The 17,818-nt window shown below is 70.5% G+C and carries 19 protein-coding genes; 13 read left to right on the forward strand and 6 right to left on the reverse strand.

The annotated features are described in order from the left end of the window. The first annotated feature begins 69 nt into the window (after positions 1-69). A complete protein-coding gene (locus ABD156_RS00880) occupies positions 70-1,116 on the forward strand; it encodes a 2,5-dihydroxypyridine 5,6-dioxygenase NicX family protein (protein ID WP_344264700.1) in 1,047 nt (348 codons plus the stop codon). Then, complete coding sequence (locus ABD156_RS00885) at positions 1,113-1,877, forward strand: maleate cis-trans isomerase family protein (RefSeq protein WP_344264703.1); 765 nt, start codon at positions 1,113-1,115, stop codon at positions 1,875-1,877. The genes ABD156_RS00880 and ABD156_RS00885 overlap by 4 nt, the downstream gene beginning before the upstream one ends. Positions 1,878-1,917: 40 nt before the next feature. Here the strand turns inward: ABD156_RS00885 and ABD156_RS00890 are convergent, their stop codons facing one another. Further along, positions 1,918-4,053: an ArnT family glycosyltransferase gene (locus ABD156_RS00890; protein WP_344264706.1), complete on the reverse strand. Its 2,136-nt coding sequence runs from the start codon at positions 4,051-4,053 to the stop codon at positions 1,918-1,920. Beyond that, the gene (locus tag ABD156_RS00895; RefSeq protein ID WP_344264709.1) at positions 4,050-5,297 is read right to left on the reverse strand and encodes a bifunctional glycosyltransferase family 2/GtrA family protein; all 1,248 of its coding nucleotides are present in this window, start codon (positions 5,295-5,297) and stop codon (positions 4,050-4,052) included. Before ABD156_RS00895 ends, ABD156_RS00890 begins: the two co-directional genes overlap by 4 nt. A 220-nt stretch (positions 5,298-5,517) precedes the next feature. On the opposite strand from ABD156_RS00895, the gene ABD156_RS00900 reads away from it, so the two are divergent. After that, positions 5,518-6,192 carry a response regulator transcription factor gene (locus ABD156_RS00900; RefSeq protein WP_344264712.1) on the forward strand — a complete coding sequence of 225 codons (675 nt, stop codon included), beginning with the start codon at positions 5,518-5,520 and terminating at the stop codon, positions 6,190-6,192. A 20-nt stretch (positions 6,193-6,212) separates the two neighbouring features. Continuing rightward, on the forward strand, positions 6,213-7,595 hold the full coding sequence (locus ABD156_RS00905) for a HAMP domain-containing sensor histidine kinase (RefSeq protein ID WP_344264715.1): 1,383 nt from the start codon (positions 6,213-6,215) through the stop codon (positions 7,593-7,595). On the opposite strand, the gene ABD156_RS00910 is transcribed toward ABD156_RS00905, so the two are convergent. After that, positions 7,596-8,453: an LLM class flavin-dependent oxidoreductase gene (locus ABD156_RS00910; protein ID WP_344264718.1), complete on the reverse strand. Its 858-nt coding sequence runs from the start codon at positions 8,451-8,453 to the stop codon at positions 7,596-7,598. Positions 8,454-8,528: 75 nt separating this feature from the next. Here ABD156_RS00910 and ABD156_RS00915 point away from each other — a divergent pair, with 75 nt between their 5' ends. The 3 genes from ABD156_RS00915 to ABD156_RS00925 all read left to right on the forward strand — a co-directional run bounded on the left by ABD156_RS00915 (position 8,529) and on the right by ABD156_RS00925 (position 10,993). Next, positions 8,529-8,987 carry a MarR family winged helix-turn-helix transcriptional regulator gene (locus ABD156_RS00915; protein WP_344264721.1) on the forward strand — a complete coding sequence of 153 codons (459 nt, stop codon included), beginning with the start codon at positions 8,529-8,531 and terminating at the stop codon, positions 8,985-8,987. Positions 8,988-9,055: 68 nt separating this feature from the next. Beyond that, positions 9,056-9,616: a hemerythrin domain-containing protein gene (locus tag ABD156_RS00920; RefSeq protein WP_344264724.1), complete on the forward strand. Its 561-nt coding sequence runs from the start codon at positions 9,056-9,058 to the stop codon at positions 9,614-9,616. Between the two features lie 162 nt (positions 9,617-9,778). Next, on the forward strand, positions 9,779-10,993 hold the full coding sequence (locus ABD156_RS00925; RefSeq protein WP_344264727.1) for a glycosyltransferase: 1,215 nt from the start codon (positions 9,779-9,781) through the stop codon (positions 10,991-10,993). Between the two features lie 248 nt (positions 10,994-11,241). Here ABD156_RS00925 and ABD156_RS00930 read toward each other — a convergent pair whose 3' ends face one another. Both ABD156_RS00930 and ABD156_RS00935 read right to left on the reverse strand, forming a co-directional pair. After that, entirely contained in the window at positions 11,242-11,610 is a 369-nt protein-coding gene (locus ABD156_RS00930) for a hypothetical protein (RefSeq protein WP_344264730.1), read from the reverse strand. Positions 11,611-11,675: 65 nt separating this feature from the next. Continuing rightward, the gene (locus tag ABD156_RS00935; protein WP_344264733.1) at positions 11,676-12,032 is read right to left on the reverse strand and encodes a hypothetical protein; all 357 of its coding nucleotides are present in this window, start codon (positions 12,030-12,032) and stop codon (positions 11,676-11,678) included. 72 nt (positions 12,033-12,104) lie between these two features. Between ABD156_RS00935 and ABD156_RS00940 the strand changes: the two genes are divergently transcribed. Continuing rightward, on the forward strand, positions 12,105-12,491 hold the full coding sequence (locus ABD156_RS00940) for a DUF2267 domain-containing protein (RefSeq protein WP_344264736.1): 387 nt from the start codon (positions 12,105-12,107) through the stop codon (positions 12,489-12,491). A 1-nt stretch (position 12,492) separates the two neighbouring features. On the opposite strand, the gene ABD156_RS00945 is transcribed toward ABD156_RS00940, so the two are convergent. After that, positions 12,493-12,873 carry an ArsR/SmtB family transcription factor gene (locus ABD156_RS00945; RefSeq protein ID WP_344264739.1) on the reverse strand — a complete coding sequence of 127 codons (381 nt, stop codon included), beginning with the start codon at positions 12,871-12,873 and terminating at the stop codon, positions 12,493-12,495. A gap of 115 nt (positions 12,874-12,988) precedes the next feature. On the opposite strand from ABD156_RS00945, the gene ABD156_RS00950 reads away from it, so the two are divergent. From ABD156_RS00950 to ABD156_RS00970, 5 genes are all read left to right on the forward strand, one after another. Beyond that, entirely contained in the window at positions 12,989-14,101 is a 1,113-nt protein-coding gene (locus ABD156_RS00950; RefSeq protein ID WP_344264742.1) for a cation diffusion facilitator family transporter, read from the forward strand. A 105-nt stretch (positions 14,102-14,206) separates the two neighbouring features. Then, on the forward strand, positions 14,207-15,115 hold the full coding sequence (locus ABD156_RS00955) for an ABC transporter ATP-binding protein (RefSeq protein ID WP_344264745.1): 909 nt from the start codon (positions 14,207-14,209) through the stop codon (positions 15,113-15,115). 10 nt (positions 15,116-15,125) lie between these two features. Further along, positions 15,126-15,860, forward strand: coding sequence for an ABC transporter permease (locus ABD156_RS00960; protein ID WP_344264748.1), 735 nt, complete (start codon positions 15,126-15,128; stop codon positions 15,858-15,860). A gap of 3 nt (positions 15,861-15,863) precedes the next feature. After that, the gene (locus tag ABD156_RS00965) at positions 15,864-17,135 is read left to right on the forward strand and encodes a sensor histidine kinase (RefSeq protein ID WP_344264751.1); all 1,272 of its coding nucleotides are present in this window, start codon (positions 15,864-15,866) and stop codon (positions 17,133-17,135) included. Next, positions 17,132-17,761 carry a response regulator gene (locus ABD156_RS00970; RefSeq protein WP_344264755.1) on the forward strand — a complete coding sequence of 210 codons (630 nt, stop codon included), beginning with the start codon at positions 17,132-17,134 and terminating at the stop codon, positions 17,759-17,761. Before ABD156_RS00965 ends, ABD156_RS00970 begins: the two co-directional genes overlap by 4 nt. Positions 17,762-17,818 lie beyond the last annotated feature (57 nt).

The raw sequence follows: 17,818 nt of genomic DNA on the forward strand, positions 1-17,818 counted from the left end.
TCCCCTCACGGACTTTCCCCGATTCTGCGTACTCGGATAATCCGTATTCGGACAATAAAGGAGGTCGCCATGGACCAGAACCTGTTCAACGACATCTGCTTGCGCCAGCTGACTTTTTCCGGCGTGCACGAGGGGGAGACGGTCGTCGTGCTGACTCGCGGCGCCGAGCGCGCGGAGTACGCGGACGCCTTCCTCTGGGCCGCCCAGCAGCTCGGCGCGGCGACCTATCACATGCGGCTGCCGTCGCCGGCGAGCGCGTCCGGCGCGTGGGCGGTCGGGCAGTCCGGCCTCGACCAGCTGCCGCTCGCGGTGGACGCGCTGAAGGCCGCCGACATGGTCGTGGACTGCACGTTCCTGCTGTTCAGCGAGGAGCAGTTCGCGATCCAGGCGGCCGGCACGCGGATCCTGACCGCCGTCGAGCCGCCCGAGCTGCTGGCCCGGCTGATGCCGACGAAGGAGCTGCGCGAGCGCGTCGAGATCGGCGCGGAACTGCTGGCCAAGGCCAAGACCATGCGGATCACCAGTCCACACGGGACGGACGTCACCTACCAGCTGGGCGTGTACCCGACGATGAGCGAGTACGGCTACACCGACCAGGCCGGCCGCTGGGACCACTGGCCCGCCGCGTTCGTCTTCACCGGCGGTTCGGACGACGGCGTGGACGGCAAGATCGTGCTCGCGCCCGGCGACGTGCTGCTGCCGTTCAACACCTACGTGCAGACGCCGGTGGAGCTGACCATCGAAAAGGGCTTCATCCAGGACATCCGCGGCGGCGCTGGCTCGTCCGGCCTCGACGCCGACCTGCTGCGCAGCTACATCGAATCGTTCCACGACCCGCGCGGCTACGGCATGTCGCACGTCGGCTGGGGCCTCGACGAGCGGGCGCACTGGCACGGCCTGACCCAGTTCCCCGGCGGCATGGGCATGGAGCTGCGCAGCTTCTACGGCAACGTGATGTTCTCGATCGGCCCGAACAACGAACTCGGCGGCCCGAACGACACGGCCTGCCACTTCGACATCCCGATGCGCGGCAACAGCCTGTACCTCGACGACGAGCTGATCGTCGACGCGGGCGAGCTGGCCGTGAAGGACATGCGCCCGGCGGCGAAGCGATGACCGACCACCACATCGGGATGATCGTCCCGAGCTCCAACCTGACCATGGAAACCGAGCTGCCGCGGATGCTGCGCGCCCGCGAGGAGCAGTACCCGGAGGACCGGTTCGTCTTCCACTCCGCCCGCGCGCGAATGCAACACGTGACGCCGGAGCAGTTGCGCGCCATGAACGCCCAGGCCGAACGCGCGGCCACCGAACTGGCGGACGCGCGGCCCGACGTCGTGGCGACTGCGTGCCTGGTCGCGATCATGGCGCAGGGGCCGGGTTATCACTGCACCGCCGAGGATTCGATCACGTCGGCGTTGCGCGCGGAAGGCTCCGACGCGCCGGTCGTTTCGTCGGCGGGCGCGCTGCTGTCCGGGATCGCCGCGCTGGAGGCGAAGCGGGTCGCGATCGTGACGCCGTATATGAAGCCGCTGACCCAGGCGGTGATCGAGTACCTGGAAGACGCGGGCGTCGAGGTGGTCGATTCGCTCTCGCTGGAGGTGCCCGACAACCTCGCGGTGGCGCGGCTGGACCCGGCGGATCTGCTTGCGCACTACCGGAAACTGGACCTTTCGCGGGCGGACGCGCTGGTGCTGTCGGCTTGTGTGCAGATGCCGTCGCTGCCGTCGATCCAGCCGGTTCAGGACGCGGTGGGGATTCCGGTGCTTTCTGCGGCTACGGCTACGACGTTCCGGATTCTCTCCGAACTGGGGGTTGCGCCGGAGGTGCCGAACGCGGGGCATCTGCTGAGCGGGAAGGTTCCGGCGGCCGGTTAGCGGCCCGCAGGGGCAGACTTCGGCCTGCCCCTGCGGGTTTTCACGCGTGGCATTGGTAGAGCGTCTGAGCTCCGCCCATCGGCCCGGCCTCCGGCTGTGCGGAGGCCGGTTTTCCGCCGTAAGCGGCCGGATCGACCGCGGTGCAGTGCTGCTTGATCCACTCCTGCCGCTTTTCCCCGGCTCCGCCGCGCATTCCCGGCATGCGCATGCCGCCGGCGCCGCCGAGGACGAACTTGAGCTTGCCTTCGGCGGTCCACTGCTGGAGCTGGCCGACCGACGGCGAATCGTCGCTGCCGAGGAAGCCGCCCATGCCGATCACGGTCTCGTCGGAGCCGATGATGAAGTTCGACGACATCATCGCCGAGCCGTCCACCGCGAGGGTGATCTCCGCGCCGCCGCTGTGCTGCTTGGCGTAGTCGAGGACGCGCCGCTGGTCGTCGGTGAGCTTGCCGTTCATGAAATCGGCCATTCCGCCAGGCTTCCGCGCGCCGCCGGGGGCTCCCGGCATTCCGCCCGGACCGCCGGGGAACTCAGCGGCGTCCGGCATCCCGGGCATTCCGGCCTCGCGCCCGCCGCCCGGCATCCGCATCCCGCCGAATCCGCCGGGGAAACCGAGGCCGCCCGGTCCGGCCGAAGGCATGCCGCCCATGCTCTCGCCGGTGGCGGCTGTCGCGGTGGACCACACGGCAGGCACGAACAGCACCGTGACGACCGCCAGCACCAGCGACGCCCGGGTCAGGATCGCCTTCCGCGCCGCGGTCAGCTTCCCCAGCACGAGCGCGAGGACGGCGACCACGCCGACCGCCAGCACGGTCCACCGGGTCCAGCCGTGCCACGAGGGATCGCGGTTGGCGAGGACGAAAGCCCAGCCCGCGGTGAGCGCGACGGCCGCGGGCAGCAGCACCCAGCCGTAGCCGGAGTCCTGCCGGTACTCGCGCCAGAACCCGGTGAGCCCGGCCGCGCAGATCGCGGCGATCGCCGGGGCCAGCATGGTCGTGTAGTAGGGATGCCAGATCCCCTGCGCGTAGCTGAAGACCACGCCGGTCACCAGGAGCCAGCTGCCCCAAGCGAACCAGCCTGCCCGCCGGGCCGGGTCGCCCGGCTGCTTCCGCCGGATGCCGCGTACCGCGACGACGACCAGGACCAGCAGCGCCAGCGGCAGCAGCCAGGAGATCTGCCCGCCGACCGAACTGCTGAACATCCGGCCGAGACCGGTCTCGCCGCCGAACATGCCGCCGGCGCCGCCCGGCGGCGGGGTCATGCCCGCGGGCAGTTCCAGGCCGCCGGGCAGGTCTCCGCCGCGCGGGCCGCCTCCTCCGGGGCCGAAGTTGCCCTCGCCGCCGAAGATCCGGCCGAAACCGTTGTAGCCGAAGATCAGGTTCAGCGCGGTGCCGTCGGTGCTGCCGCCCATGTAGGGTTTCGAGCCCGGCCACAGGTCGTGCAGCGCCGTCCACCAGAACGAGGACACGATCAGCACCCCGGCCGCGCCGAGCAGGTCCAGCAGCCGCCGCTTGACCGGTGCCGAGGTGCCGACGAAATACGCGAGCGCGAAGCCGGGCAGGACGATCCACGCCTGCATCATCTTGGTGACGAACCCGCAGCCGACGAAGAACGCGCACCACAGCAGCCACCGGGTGCGCGCGCGGCTCGCGTCCGCCCGCACCGAGCGCGTGAACGCGTAGGCCGCGGCGACGAGCAGCAGCACGAGCAGCGTGTCCGGGTTGTTGTCCCGGTTGATCGCCACGGTGATCGGCGTGAGGGCGAGGATCGACGCGGCCAGCAGCGCGGCGTTTTCCCCGGCCCACAGCCGCACGGTGCGGTGCAGCAGGAAAACCGCCGCGATGCCTTCGAGCACCTGCGGAAGCAGCAGCGACCAGCCGTGGAAACCGAAGATCAACGCCGAAATCGCTTGCGGCCACAGGGACATCGGCGGTTTGTCCACAGTGAACACGCCGTAGGGGTCGAACGAACCGAAAAGGAAGTTCGAGAAGCTGCCGGTCATGGACTTCACAGCCGCGGAGTAGTAGCTGTTGCCCAGTTGCCCGCCGCCGATCCGCCAGGCGTAGAGCGCGCCGGCGGCCGCGCAGATCACGGCGAGCGCCCACGGCCGCCATCGCGAGCGGTTCGCCGGGGCGGCGGTTTCGGCCGGCGCCGCTGAAGGGGCGTCGACTGTCATTCTTCGTCCTTTCCGTTGTCCTGTCGGAAGACCCAGGTGCGCAGCAGCACGAACCGGCCCGCGGTGCCGAGCACCGAGGCCGCGAGCAGCACGGTCAGTTCCAGCGCCCGGCCCGGCTCGGCGACCAGCGCGTGCAGCAGGAGCAGCGCGGCCGAGGTGAAGGCGTAGTAGAGGCCGAACACCACGAATCCTTGCAGGTGCGCTTTGCGGCGCGGGGTGCCCGCACCGGCGAAGGTGAAGCGGCGGTTGGCCTCGGTGTTGAACAGCGTGGTGAGCACGAGCGCGGCGAGGTTGGCCGCGAGCACCGGCCACCACAGGCGGAAAAGCCCGTACAGCGCGAGATTCGCGACCGTGGAGAGCACGCCGATCACCGCGAACGACAGGATTTCCCAGAACCGGCCGCCGCCCGGCGGACTCAGCACGGCGTCCGGGTGCGCGGCCCTCGGCGCGGGACGGCGGGGCAGGTCCGGCACCTTCGCCGTGCCCGCCGCCTTGGCCCGGGCGACCCGGATCAGCCCGCGGATGTCGTCGAGCGCGGTCTTGGCGACGTCGACGCGGCTGTCGGCGTCTTCGACCCAGTCGACCGGCACCTCGTGCACGCGCAGCCCGTTGTGCTCGGCCAGCAGCAGGAGTTCGGTGTCGAAGAACCACGCGTCGTCCCGCACACGGTCCAGCAGCGGACGCAGCACGTCGGTGCGCGCGGCCTTGAACCCGCACTGCGCGTCGGAGAACCGAGCACCGTGGCTCAGCCGGATCATCTTGTTGTAGCACCGGGAAACGAACTCGCGTTTCGGCCCGCGCACGGTGCGCGCCCCCGGTGCCAGCCGCGAGCCGATGGCCAGGTCCGAATGGCCGTTCACCAGGGGAGCCACCAGCGGGAGCAGGGCGTCGAGGCCCGTGGAGAGGTCGACGTCCATGTAGACCACGACGTCGGCGGTGCTCGCCCGCCAGGTTTCGCGCAGCGCCAGCCCGCGGCCTTTCCGGTCGAGGTGGCGCACCCGCAGCGCCTTGTCGTCGCGGGCGAGCGCCTCGGCGACCTCCAGCGTCCGGTCCGTGCTCGCGTTGTCCGCGATCACGACGGTCCACTCGAAGGGGAACTCGCGGCGCAGGAACTCGCGCAGGACCTGAACGCAGCCGGGCAGGGCGCGTTCCTCGTTGTAGACCGGGATGACGATGTCCACGGTCGCGGTCGCCGCCCCCGGTTCGGGGGACGTGGTCAACCCTCTGGTCGCGCCGACCGACATGCTTCCTCCGTTCGGGGATGGTTTCCGGCCGTGCACGACGCTGTGTGACCGCTTCGGGTCTCACCGTGGCGCGGTCGTCGTGAGAAAGACCTGCAAAAAACCTGAGAGGATTGTGAGAAGCTGATCTTTCCCCGGTCGTGGGACGAACAGGTTCCGCACAGGCTGACCGCGTAGCCTCGGCCCGATTCGGGAGGCTCACGACGCGGAAGGGACCGGGCGGATGCGGCTGCTGGTGGTGGACGACGACCCCGACGTGCGGGAAAGCCTCCAGCGCAGCCTCGCCTTCGAGGGCTACGACGTCGCCGTGGCCGCGGGCGGCGCGGCGGCGGTGGCGGCGCTCGCCGGGGCGGCCAGGCCCGATCTGGTGATCCTGGACGTGATGATGCCCGAGATCGACGGGCTGGAGACGTGCCGGCGGATCCGGGCGGCGGGGGAGCGGCTGCCGGTGCTCATGCTGACCGCGCGGGACGCGCTGGGCGACCGTGTCACCGGCCTCGACTCCGGCGCCGACGACTATCTCGTGAAGCCGTTCGCGCTGGAGGAACTGCTCGCGCGGGTACGGGCGCTGCTGAAGCAGAATCGCGCCGCGCCGGGTTCGGCGGTGCACCGGTTCGCGGATCTGGAACTCGACCCGGAAACGCGCGAGGTGACCCGCGCCGGGCGGCGGCTGGAGCTCACGCCGACCGAATTCGATCTGCTCGCGGTGTTCCTGCAGGCGCCGGAGAAGGTGCTCACCAAGAACCGGCTGCGGCAGGCAGTGTGGGGGCGGGAACCGAGCCGTACCAACAATCTCGACGTCTACGTCGGGTATCTGCGGCGCAAGACCGAGGCGGGCGGGGCGGACCGGCTGCTGCACACCGTGCGCGGTGTCGGATTCGTGCTGCGGGCGCCGTGAGGCGGCCTCGAGAGCCCCGGATGCTGCTGCGCAGCCGGGTCGCGCTGATCACCGCGGCGATCGTCGCGGTCGCGATCGCGGCGATCAGCACCGTCACTTATCTGTCCACAGAGCACAGTCTCCGCACACAGCTGGACGAAACACTGCTCGGCGGCTGGCCGCCGCCCGGCGAGGGCGATCCTTCGGCGCCGAAGCCGGGATTGGAGGATCTCTGCCGCCGCGGCACCCCCGGCAGGCCGCTGCAGCGGTTCCTGGAGGGCGTCCAGCTGCTGAAAGCGGACGGCTCGGTCTGCGCGCCGCCCGGCGTGGACTCGGTCGTCGTCGACCCGGCCGACCTCGCCGCGCGCACGGTGACGCTGCGGGACGGCCACACGCGGTCCGGCACTCCGGTCCGGGTCCTGCTCGGCCCGTTCAGCGACGGGAACGTGCTGGTCATCTCGCGCAGCCTCGCCGAGGTCGACAGCACGCTCGCCGGCCTGCGCACCGTCCTGATCGCGGTTTCGGTGCTGGGCGCGCTGCTCGCCGCCGCGGCCGGGCTGCTGCTGACCCGCCGCACGCTGCGGCCGATGGCGCGGCTGACCGGCGCCGCCGAGGAAATCGCCCGCACCCACGACCTCGACCTTCCGGTCACCGTGTCCGGCCGCGACGAGGTGGGCCGGCTCGGCCGCGCGTTCGCCGCGATGACCGGCGCGCTGGCCGATTCGCGCAGGCGGCAGCGCGCGCTGGTCACCGACGCCGCGCACGAGCTGCGGACGCCGCTGACCAGCCTGCGCACCAACATCGACCTGCTGGCGCGCAGCGAGCACACCGGCCGCGCGCTCGCCGACGGCGACCGCGGCCGGTTGCTCGACCGGCTCCAGGCGCAGGCGGGCGAACTCGGCGACCTCGTCACCGAACTGGTCGTGCTCGCCCGCGACGAGCACGAGTTCGACCACGCCGACGTAGCCATGGGCACGGTTGTCCGGCACGCCGTCCGCAGGGCGTCGAGCCGCGCGCGCAAGCACACCTTCGACGTGCGGAGCGCCGAATGGCACGTCTGCGGCGACGAGGGCGCGCTGGAACGGATGGTGCTGAACCTGCTGGACAACGCGATCAAGTTCTCGCCCGCCGGTTCGGCCGTGACGGTGCGTTCGGAACCGGGGCTGGTGGCGGTGGCCGACGAGGGCCCGGGCGTCGCCGCGGCGGACCGGACCTCGGCGTTCGACCGCTTCTGGCGCGCGCCGGAGGCCCGGTCGCTGCCGGGATCGGGACTGGGCTTGGCGATCGTCGCGGACATCGCGGCCGCGCACGGCGGATACGTGCGCTTCGAGGACCCGCCGTCCGGGCGGGGAGCGCTGGCGGTGGTTCGGGTGCCACCCGCGGTCGTGGCGGGTTCGCCGCTGCCGCCCGGGATCCGCGGCTGACTACCGGCGCGCGGCCACCAGTTCACGGACCCGCGGCGCGACCTCCCGCGCGAACAACCGAACGGCGTCGGCCGAGTCCACGGCCAGGAGAAATGCGCTCATCCCGTGTGTGAGCGCCAGTTCGGCGAGCTGCTCGGCCCATCCGGCGGTGCTGCCGGACGGAATCCCGGGGAGGTTGTACAGCCGCCGGATCTCGGCAGGGGAGCGCCTCGCTTTCCGGGCGGCGTCGTCGATGAGCGCGTTCGCGGCGGGCAGCCGGTCCGGCGGGATGCGGGTCATGCTCGGCAGCCAGCCGTCCGCAACCCGGCCGATCAGGCGCAGCATGCGCGGGCCGAGCGCGCCGAGCCAGATTTCCATCCGGTGCGCCGGGAACGGGCCCGGCGGAGTGCCGGTGAGCCGGTGATGAGTGCCGGACACGGTGGCAGGCGGCCCGGGTGTCCACAATGCACGGACGACTTCGATCGCTTCGGTGAGCGCGTCGAAGGCTTCGCCGGGCGTGTACCGCGGACCGCCCTGTGCCGCGATGTCGTCCCAGTACGCACCGGCGCCGAGCGCGAGTTCGGCGCGGCCGCCGGTGAGCAGGTCGAGACTCGCCGCCGAGCGCGCGAGCACGGCGGGCGGGCGCAGGGGCAGGTTGGCGACGTTGGGGAACACGCGCAGCCGTTCGGTGCGCGCCGCGACGACGCTCAGGACGGTCCACGCGTCGAGCAGGTCCGGACGATACGGGTGGTCCGGCACGCTGAGCAGGTCGAGCCCGGCGGCGTCGGCGGCTTCGGCGAGCCTGATCGCGGTGTCGGGGGCGGCGGCTTCCGGCAGGAGGATGACGCCGAACTGGAGGTCGTGGCCGTAGTCAGGCATGGGTCGGCCGAAATCGTGTCATGACGACATGATTACACGACGGAACAAATGACGTCCAGCAGGTAGGATCCCGGAATGGACGAACTGCGCCCGCCGACCCTGCTCGCGCTGCCGTCGTACCTCGCCGGGCACGTCGCGCGGATCGGACGCCGGGAACTGGCGGGCGCGCTCGAGAAACGCGGTCTCCGGCTGCCGCATTTCGCCGTGCTGGCCGGGCTTTCCGACTTCGGCCCGCTGGCACAGCACGCGCTCGCCGACCGGCTCGGGCTCAACCGCAGCCACCTCGTCGGCTATCTGGACGAATTGGAACGCCGGGACCTCGTCGGCCGCGAACGCGATCCGGACGACCGGAGGCGGCAGCGCGTCACGCTCACCGAAGCCGGGAAGGCGCTGACGGGGGAGCTGAAACGGGAGGCCGGCCGGTCGCAGGACGTGTTGCTCGCCGAACTGTCGGCGAAGGAACGCGAGACGCTGATTTCCTTGCTGCGGCGGGTGGTGGTCGCGGACGACCGGGCACAGGCGGGGACCGAGTAGTTCCGTTTCCGGTGATTGCCCTGCGGCGCAACGGGTAACCGGAGCCTTCCCGACACCGAGGAGGCAGCATGACCGGATCCACCCGAACCGACCTCATCACCGTGATCACCGACGACCACCGCGACGTGGAGCGGGTGTTCGCCGAACTTGAGGGCGAACCCGCGGCGGGCAACCGGAAAGACGTGGTCGACCACGTGATCGCCGAGCTGGTCCGGCATTCGGTCGCGGAGGAGCAGCTGATGTACCCGGCCGCGCGCAAATACCTCGACGACGGCGACGAGATCGCCGACCACGAGATCGAGGAGCACGCCGAAGCCGAGAAGGTCATGAAGCAGCTGGAGCGCAAGAACCCCGGCGAACCGGAGTTCGAAGAGCTGCTCGGCAAGCTGATCGCGGACGTCCGTCATCACATCAAGGAGGAGGAAACCGACCTCTTGCCGAGGCTGCGGGAAGCCTGTTCCGCCGAGGAACTCGACCGGCTCGGCGAGCGGGTGCTGGCGGCGAAGAAGATCGCGCCGACCAGGCCGCATCCGGGTGCGCCGAGCACCCCGCCGGCCAATCTGGTCCTCGCGCCGGGCGCGGCGTTCGTCGACAAGATCCGCGACGCGCTGACCGGGCGGAAGAGCTGACCGGCCGTGGCGTGCGCGAGTGTTTCGCTCGACGGAAACCGTTGCGGGTACCCGATAGCGAGCCTGGTTTAACGTCGCTTCCGCGCGGCTAACCAGGCCCATGCCCCGACGCCGTCTTGGCGCGCCTGCCTGCCGAGACCGTCCCGCCGCGGAAGGAGCCCGATGAGGATCGCGATGGTGGCCGAACACGCCAGCCCGCTCGCCGCGCCGGGGGAGGACGACGCGGGCGGCCAGAACGTCCACGTGGCGGGCCTTTCCGCGGCGCTGGTCCGCAGCGGGCACGACGTGACTGTCTACACGCGACGCGACGACCCGGAAGCACCCGCTTCGGTGGACGCTCCGGCCGGTTACCGCGTCGTGCCCGTCCCGGCAGGCCCGGCTCGCCGGTTGCCGAAGGCCGAAATCGTGCCGTATCTGGGGGAATTCGGGAGCTGGCTGCGCGACCGGTGGACGGAGGAGCCGCCGGACGTGGCGCACGCGCACTTCTGGACGTCCGGGGTGGCGACCGTCCTCGCCGCGCGCGAGGCCGGGGTGCCGACAGTGCAGACGTTTCACACGCTGGGGGTGGTGAAGCGGCGGAATCTGGGGGACGGCGACACGAGCCCGCCGGACCGGATGCGACTGGAGCGGATGGTCGGCAAACAGGCCGGCCGGATCGTCGCGGGCTGCTCGGACGAGGTGTTCGAACTGGCCCGCCAAGGGGTGCCGCGGCAGCGGATCTCGGTGGTGCCGTGCGGGGTCGACCTCGACCGGTTCGGCACCGGCGGCCCGGTGGCTTCGCGGACCGCGCCGAAGCGGCTGGTGTCGGTGGGGAGATTGGTGCCGCGCAAGGGATTCGACCTGGCTATCGCCGCCTTGCCGCGGGTGCCGGACACCGAACTGGTGATCGCGGGCGGACCGCCTTCCGAGGCGCTCTCGCGGCATCCGGAGGCGCAGCGGCTGCGGCGGCTGGCGGAACGGCTCGGGGTCGCTGATCGGGTGCAGCTGGCAGGTCAGGTGAGCCGTGCCGAGATGCCAGCGTTGTTGCGTTCGGCGGACGCGGTGCTGTGCACGCCCTGGTACGAGTCGTTCGGGATCGTCCCGCTGGAGGCGATGGCGTGCGGAGTGCCGGTGGTGGCCGCCGCAGTGGGCGGCTTGGCCGACACGGTGGTGGACGGCATCACCGGACGCCTGGTGCCGCCGCGCGATCCGGCCCGGCTTTCGGCTCGGTTGCGGGCTTTGCTGGACGAACCCGCCGAGCTGGAGGCCATGGGGACGGCGGGCCTGGAGCGGGTTCGGGCGCGGTATTCGTGGGACCGGATCGCGGCGGAAACCGTGCGGGTGTACGAGAAGGCCATGCCGATGGAAGAGTCCGGATGGGCTGCTGCGGTGCAGTGAATTCCGTGCCCGTCACGCTCGTTCTTCCGGAAAGCTTGCGTGCGGCCAAAATTCCGAGTAGGCCCAGTGCCGTGTGGACGATGTTCAGCACCGCGCTGGAGCTGAACATCCACACGACGCGCGTGGTTTCCGGGACGAAGAACCTGGCGGTGCCGAGGCCCAGGTAAACCAGCCCGAGCACAGCGACGACCGGACGGGCGTGGTGACCGTCCGCATGGGAAATCCTCTCCGGCACGGCCCGCGGCGGGTTACTCCTCGCGAAGCGATTTCGCGACGGAACCGCCTGCTTCGTCCGCCTGTTCGCCGGGATCCGGATCCGCCCGGCGCTGCGGGAGATCCTCGTCCGGGGCGACGGCGCGGGCCGCTTCCGCCCGCGCGAGGGTCTCGTCGTCAGGCGGGTTCTGTTCGGGTTGGACGTCCGGCCGTTCCTCGGCGAGCCTGCGGCCGAGCGGTGCGCCTTCGCGCGCCTCGGCGGGCGTCGTGGCCTGCCGGGTCGCCGGGCTCCAGCGTTCGGCGGGTTCGACGCCGTCCTCCAGCGGGTCGACCCGCAGTTCGTCCTCGTCGAGGGCCTCGGACGGATCGAGCGTTTCGGGCTCTGCCGGATCGCGGTCGGCCATCGTGCTCCCTTCTCCGTGCAACGCTTTCCTGGCCGGGTACCCGCGTGGAACGGGACAAAACGGCGTCAGGCGGCGGCGAGGTCGCGGATCGCGGTCTGCGCCTTCTGGATTTCCTGCCCGACCAGCAGCGCGGTGAAGCGGGCGACCGAAATGCTGTGCGCGGCCGAGGCGACGGCGTCGCAGGCTTCCTGCGCGTCGGCCGCGCGATGCCGCACGCGTCCGGCGAGCAAGGCGCCCTCGAGCTGGCCGCACAGGTCGGGGAGCAGTTCGGAGAGGTCGTCGGCGAGAAGGCTCAGCGAGCCGAGCGTCCGGTACAGCTCCGCGGGGGATTCGTAGCCGCCGGCGCCGGCTTCGCGACGGAGCCGGCGCAGCGCGGCCTGCGCCTGCTCGGCTGGTGCGGGAGACGTCGCTGAATGGTCCATGTATCGCTGATACCCGGTGGTGGCACGGCTAACCGGACGGTTGCGGACCGCTGCCGCGGGTATCCGGGAACGATGAACGAGATCGTCGAACTGATCCGCAGACGGGCCTGCCTCGCGGAATCCCGTGACGCCGAACTGGTCGCGCACGCGGTGCTGCGGACGCTGTCCGAACGGATTTCCCCGGAAGCGGCGGCGAGCCTGGCCGCGCAGCTGCCGTCCGAACTGGCGGAAGACCTGCGCCCGGGCGGCGGTCCGGTCGAGGGAGGCTTCGAGCTGGCGGATTTCGTGGAGCGGATCGCCGAGCGCGGGAACTTGACGGATCCCGAGGCCCTCCATCGGGCAGGTGTGGTGCTGGACGTGCTGAGCCGGGAGACGGTGCACGTCGCGGACGAGGTGTGGGACGTGCTGCCGGAACCGTTGCGGCAGCTGGTGGAAGCGGAGCGGCTGCGGGTCGCGTGACTCAGGTGTTCCGCATCCGCGGCCGGTGCGGCTGGGCGTGGCCGCCGGGCTCGCTCGGGATGTCGCGGTCCACGTGGTCGGCGTGGTGCAGCGCTTGGGCGAGCAGCCCGCGGACGTGCTCGTCCGCGGCGGAGTAGTACACGAACGTCCCCTCGCGGCGGCCCTTGACCAGGCCCGCGAGCCGGAGCTTGGCCAGATGCTGGCTGACCGCGGTCGGCGCGGCCCCGGCCAGCTCGGCGAGGCAGGCCACCGACGATTCTCCCTGCAGGAGCGCCCAGAGCACCTTGATCCGCGTCGGGTCCGACAGCAGGCGGAAGCTTTCCGCGGCCAGGTGGACCTGCTCGTCGGAAGGCATGTCGAAGTCCGGCAGGGAGGAGTGCATGTCCCGCATGCTACCGTCCCTTCTCGACTACCTGCGCATCTGCGCAGGTATGCTGGTAGCCGACCGGTCCGTTCGCCCGGTCGCGAGAGGCGTTCGAGGATCCCGGGAGTTGCTGATGGCAGAGCTGCGCGATGATCGTCCGCGGCCGGAGGACGGCCGCGGTCCCGCGCACGAGCGGGCTTCCGATCGCGACCGCGCTCCTGGTCACGGGCACGGACATGCGCACGGGCACGGTCAGCCTTCCGGCCACGGGCATGATCACGGTCACGGGACCTGGCGGCACCGCGTCAAGCACTTCCTCACCCCGCACAGCCACGACAGCGCCGACCGCCTCGACACCGCCCTCGAAACCAGCCAACGCGGCATCCGGGCGCTGACCTGGTCGTTCGCCGCCCTGTTCGGTACCGCCGTCATCCAGCTGGCCCTGGTGGCCGTCACCGGTTCGGTAGCCCTTCTGGGCGACACGATCCACAACTTCGCCGACGCCCTGACCGCCCTGCCCCTGGGCATCGCCTTCGCCCTCGGCCGCCGCGCGGCGACCCGCCGCTACACCTACGGCCTCGGCCGCGCCGAGGATCTGGCCGGAGTCGTGGTGGTGCTGATCATCGCCGGATCGGCGGCACTGGCGGCCTACGAAGCGATCGACCGCCTGCTGCACCCGCACCCGGTCCAGCAGCTCTGGGTGCTCGCCGCAGCAGGCGTGGTCGGATTCGCCGGAAACGAACTCGTCGCCCGGTACCGAATCACTGTCGGCCGCGAAATCGGCTCCGCCGCCTTGGTCGCCGACGGCCTGCACGCCCGCACCGACGGCTTCACCTCGCTGGCGGTGGTGCTGGGCGCGATCGGCGTCGCCCTCGGTTTCCCGGCGGCCGACCCGGTGATCGGATTGCTGATCACGGTCGCGATCCTGTTCGTTTTGCGCGACGCGGCCAAGGAAGTCTTCCGGCGGCTGATGGACGCGGTCGATCCGGCGACCGTCGAACTGGCCGAGCGGACCGCCGCGACGGTGCCCGGAGTGGAGGGCGTTCGCGAGGTCCGGATGCGCTGGATCGGCCACAGCCTGCGCGCCGAACTTTCCGTCCAGGTCGCCAATACGCTCACCGTCGAGCAAGCGCACGAACTGGCGCACAGCCTGGAACACCGGCTGATCGCCGCGGTGCCCCGGCTGACCGCGGCGGCAGTGCACGTCGAACCGGCTGTCGGCGCGGAGGCCGTCCATCTCGGGTGACTGCGCATCGACCGATCGGTTGATCCGCCGCTCCGCCCCGGCTGGCCGGAAAGTCTGGCCACGCAGTCGATTCGCCGCGCCGGCCCCGCCCGGCACGGTTGAAGCATGGCAATCATCGAGGTGGACAGCCTCGTCAAGCGGTACGGCGGGCAAGCCGTGGTGGACGGAGTCAGCTTCGCCGTCGAACCGGGCGAGATTTTCGGCATTCTCGGCCCGAACGGAGCCGGCAAGACCACGACAGTCGAGTGCGTCGAAGGGCTGCGCCGGCCGGACGGCGGGACGATCCGCGTCTGCGGTCTCGACCCGCAGCGCGATGACGGCGAACTGCGTCAGGTGCTCGGCGGGCAGCTCCAGGAAAGCGAACTGCCGGACAAACTGAAAGTCGGCGAGGCGCTCCAGCTGTACAGCTCGTTCTACCGCGACCCGGCCGATTGGCGCGAGCTGGCCGAAATCCTCACTCTCGACGGCAAACTCGGCACCCAGTTCCGCCGCCTGTCCGGAGGTCAGAAACAGCGGCTTTCCATCGCGCTCGCGCTGCTCGGCAACCCGAAGGTCGCGGTGCTCGACGAGCTCACCACCGGACTCGACCCGCAAGCTCGCCGGGACGTCTGGGGCCTGGTCGAGCGCATCCGCGCGCGCGGCGTCACGATCCTGCTGGTCACGCACTTCATGGAGGAAGCCGAGCGGCTGTGCGACCGGCTGGCGGTCATCGACGCTGGTCAGGTCGTCGCGGTGGACAGCCCGGCCGGGTTGGTGTCGCGGGTCGACGATCGGCAGCGAATCCGGTTTCGCGCGTCCGCGCCGCTGGACGACGCGGTGCTGACCGGGCTGCCGGAGGTCGCCGCTGTCGAGCGGGCGGGCAGTCAGATCGTCGTCACCGGGACCGGAAACCTGCTGCTGGCGGTGACCGCCACGCTCGCCCGCCACGAGCTCGCCGTCGTGGACCTGCGGGTGGACCAGACCACGCTGGACGACGCGTTCGTCGCGCTCACCGGCCGTTCCATCGAATCCTGAGGAGATCCCGGTGCCCGCTTTGGTCCGGCTCGCCGCCGCCGAGACGAAACTATTCTTCCGCGAACCGATCGTCGTGTTCTTCGCGCTCGCTTTCTCGCCGATCCTGTTCGGCGTCCTCGGCCTGATCCCGGCTCTGCGCGAACCCGGCCCGGACGGGGTCCGGATGATCAGCCGGTACCTGCCGGTCGTGGTCGCGATGGGGGTTGCGCTGTTCTCGCTCAGCGGGCTGTCGCAGCTGTTCGCTTCGTACCGGGAGAAGGGCGTGTTGCGGCGAATGCGGCTCACGCCAGTGAAACCGACGGTCATGCTTGGCGCGCAACTGCTGATGGCCGTGGTGCTTTCGGCGGCCTCGACGCTGGTCATCGTCGTGACGGGACGGCTGGCGTTCGACGTCGGCCTGCCTCGGCAACTGTCCGCGTACGTGCTCAGCTTCGCGTTGCTGGCGCTGGCGTTGTTCGCGATCGGCCTGCTGGTCGCGGCGCTGGCGCCCTCGGCCAAGAGCGCCAGCGCAGTCGGGTCGCTGGTGTTCTTCCCGCTCGTGTTCTTCGCCGGGCTCTGGGTGCCGCGGGCGAGCATGAACCAGGTGCTGCTGACGATCAGCGACCTGACACCGCTCGGCGCGGGCGTACAAGCGTTGCAGGACACAGCTTCCGGGAATTGGCCGCAGCTGCTGCACCTCGGGGTCATGCTAGGGTGGCTCGTCGCGGCCGGGGGCTTGGCCGCACGATATTTCCGCTGGGAGTGACTGGTGGGCATCGAGGGGGATCTGCGCGAAGAGTTCGACCGCTGGGAACAAGCACAGGCGGCGACCTTCACCGCGCTGCCCTATGTTCTTCTCGCGATCAGCGTGACCATTACTTTGCTGCAACTGCCCGAGCACCTTCCGGTTGTTCTCGAACTTTCCGCCGCGGCGGTGCTTTTGCTGCTGTGGTTTCACTCGTTTCATTCGGAATGGCACCGGAATCGTTCGCTGATGGCGGGGTATTACACCGGTCTGCTGGCGATCGCAGCAGGTTTGGCCGCTCTCGCGCCGTGGTACTGCCTCTTCGCTTTCGTCGGCTACCCGCAGGCTTTCGAATACCTGACGGGACGCTGGCGTTACGCTGGCGCAGCCGCCACCGCGGTGATCTCGGCGATGGCATTCCTCGGCGGAATCTCCAAAATCAGCGCCGAGAAGCTGTGGTGGGTGTGGCTGGGCGTCAGCGTGCTTTCGGTCGCGCTGGCGGGAGCCGTGTTTTATTTCGTGGAAATGGCTTACCGGCGGAATGAACTGCAGAAGCAGGCGCTGGCGGAAGTGCACGAGGTGAATCTCAAACTGGAGGCCGCGCTGGCCGAGAACGCCGGGCTGCACGCGCGATTGCTGGTCCAGGCCCGCGAGGCCGGGGTGCTGGACGAACGGCAGCGGATGGCGCGGGAAATCCACGACACCCTCGCCCAGGGCCTGGCCGGAATCCTGACCCAGCTCCAGGCCGCGGAGCAAACAGCGGCCGAGCCGGCGGTGCTGGGCCGCCACCTGGCGACCGCGACGAACCTGGCGAGGGAAAGCCTGGTCGAAGCCCGCCGGACGGTCCAGTCCGTGGAGCCGTCGGTGCTCGCCGAAGCCCGGCTCCCGGAGGCGATCGGCGAGGTGACCAGGAATTGGTCGGCCGCCAACGACGTCGACGCCGTGCTCACCACCACCGGTGACGCGCGGCCGATGCACACCGACGTCGAGGTGGCGTTGCTGCGGACCGCGCAGGAAGCGCTGTCGAACGTCGCGAAGCACGCGCGGGCGAACCGAGTCGGCCTGACCCTGTCGTACATGCCGGATTTGGTGACGTTGGATGTCCGCGACGACGGTGTCGGCTTCGAACCGAATGCCAAGCGCGCCAACGGTTCCACGAACGGCGGCTTCGGACTGGCCGGGATGCGGCAGCGAGTGCAGCGCCTCGCGGGCCGCCTGGACGTCGAATCGGAACCGGGCCGAGGCACGGCGATCTCGGCGACCGTTCCCGCCATTCCCGCCGGCGGTGAGCGATGATCTCGCTGCTGATCGTCGACGACCATCCGGTGGTGCGCGACGGCCTGCGCGGCATGTTCGGCGCCGACCCGCGCTTCGAGGTGGTCGGCGAGGCAGCCGACGGAGCGGCCGCGATCACCGCCGGTGAGCAGCTTCGCCCGGACGTCATCCTGATGGACCTGCGGATGCCGGGGACGGACGGCGTGACGGCGATCAAGGAACTGGCGAAACGCGGTGTCCCCGCGCGGATCCTGGTGCTGACGACGTACGACACCGACAGCGACGTCCTTCCCGCCATCGAAGCCGGAGCGACCGGGTATCTGCTGAAGGAAGCGCCCCGGGAGGAGCTTTTCCGCGCGGTCGAGGCCGCGGCGCAAGGGCAGGCGGTGCTGTCGCCGACCGTCGCGACGCGGCTGATGGGACAGCTGAGGCAACCGGCGGCGGATCCGTTGTCAGAGCGTGAGGTCGAGGTCCTGCAGCTGATCGCGAAGGGCGCGACGAACCGCCGGGCGGCGGAGCAGCTGTTCATCAGCCAGGCGACGGTGAAGACGCATTTGCTGCACGTCTATGCGAAACTCGGCGTAAACGACCGCGCGGCGGCGGTGGCCGCGGGGTTCGCGCAGGGGTATTTGACGCTGGAGGGCTAGTGTCCTGCGCCTGAAATTCGTCGGCAATATCGTGCAAGCGAGTCGATGATTTCTTCG

Origin of the sequence: Amycolatopsis albidoflavus, from assembly GCF_039525725.1 — a bacterium.
Taxonomy (GTDB): Bacteria; Actinomycetota; Actinomycetes; order Mycobacteriales; family Pseudonocardiaceae; genus Amycolatopsis; species Amycolatopsis albidoflava.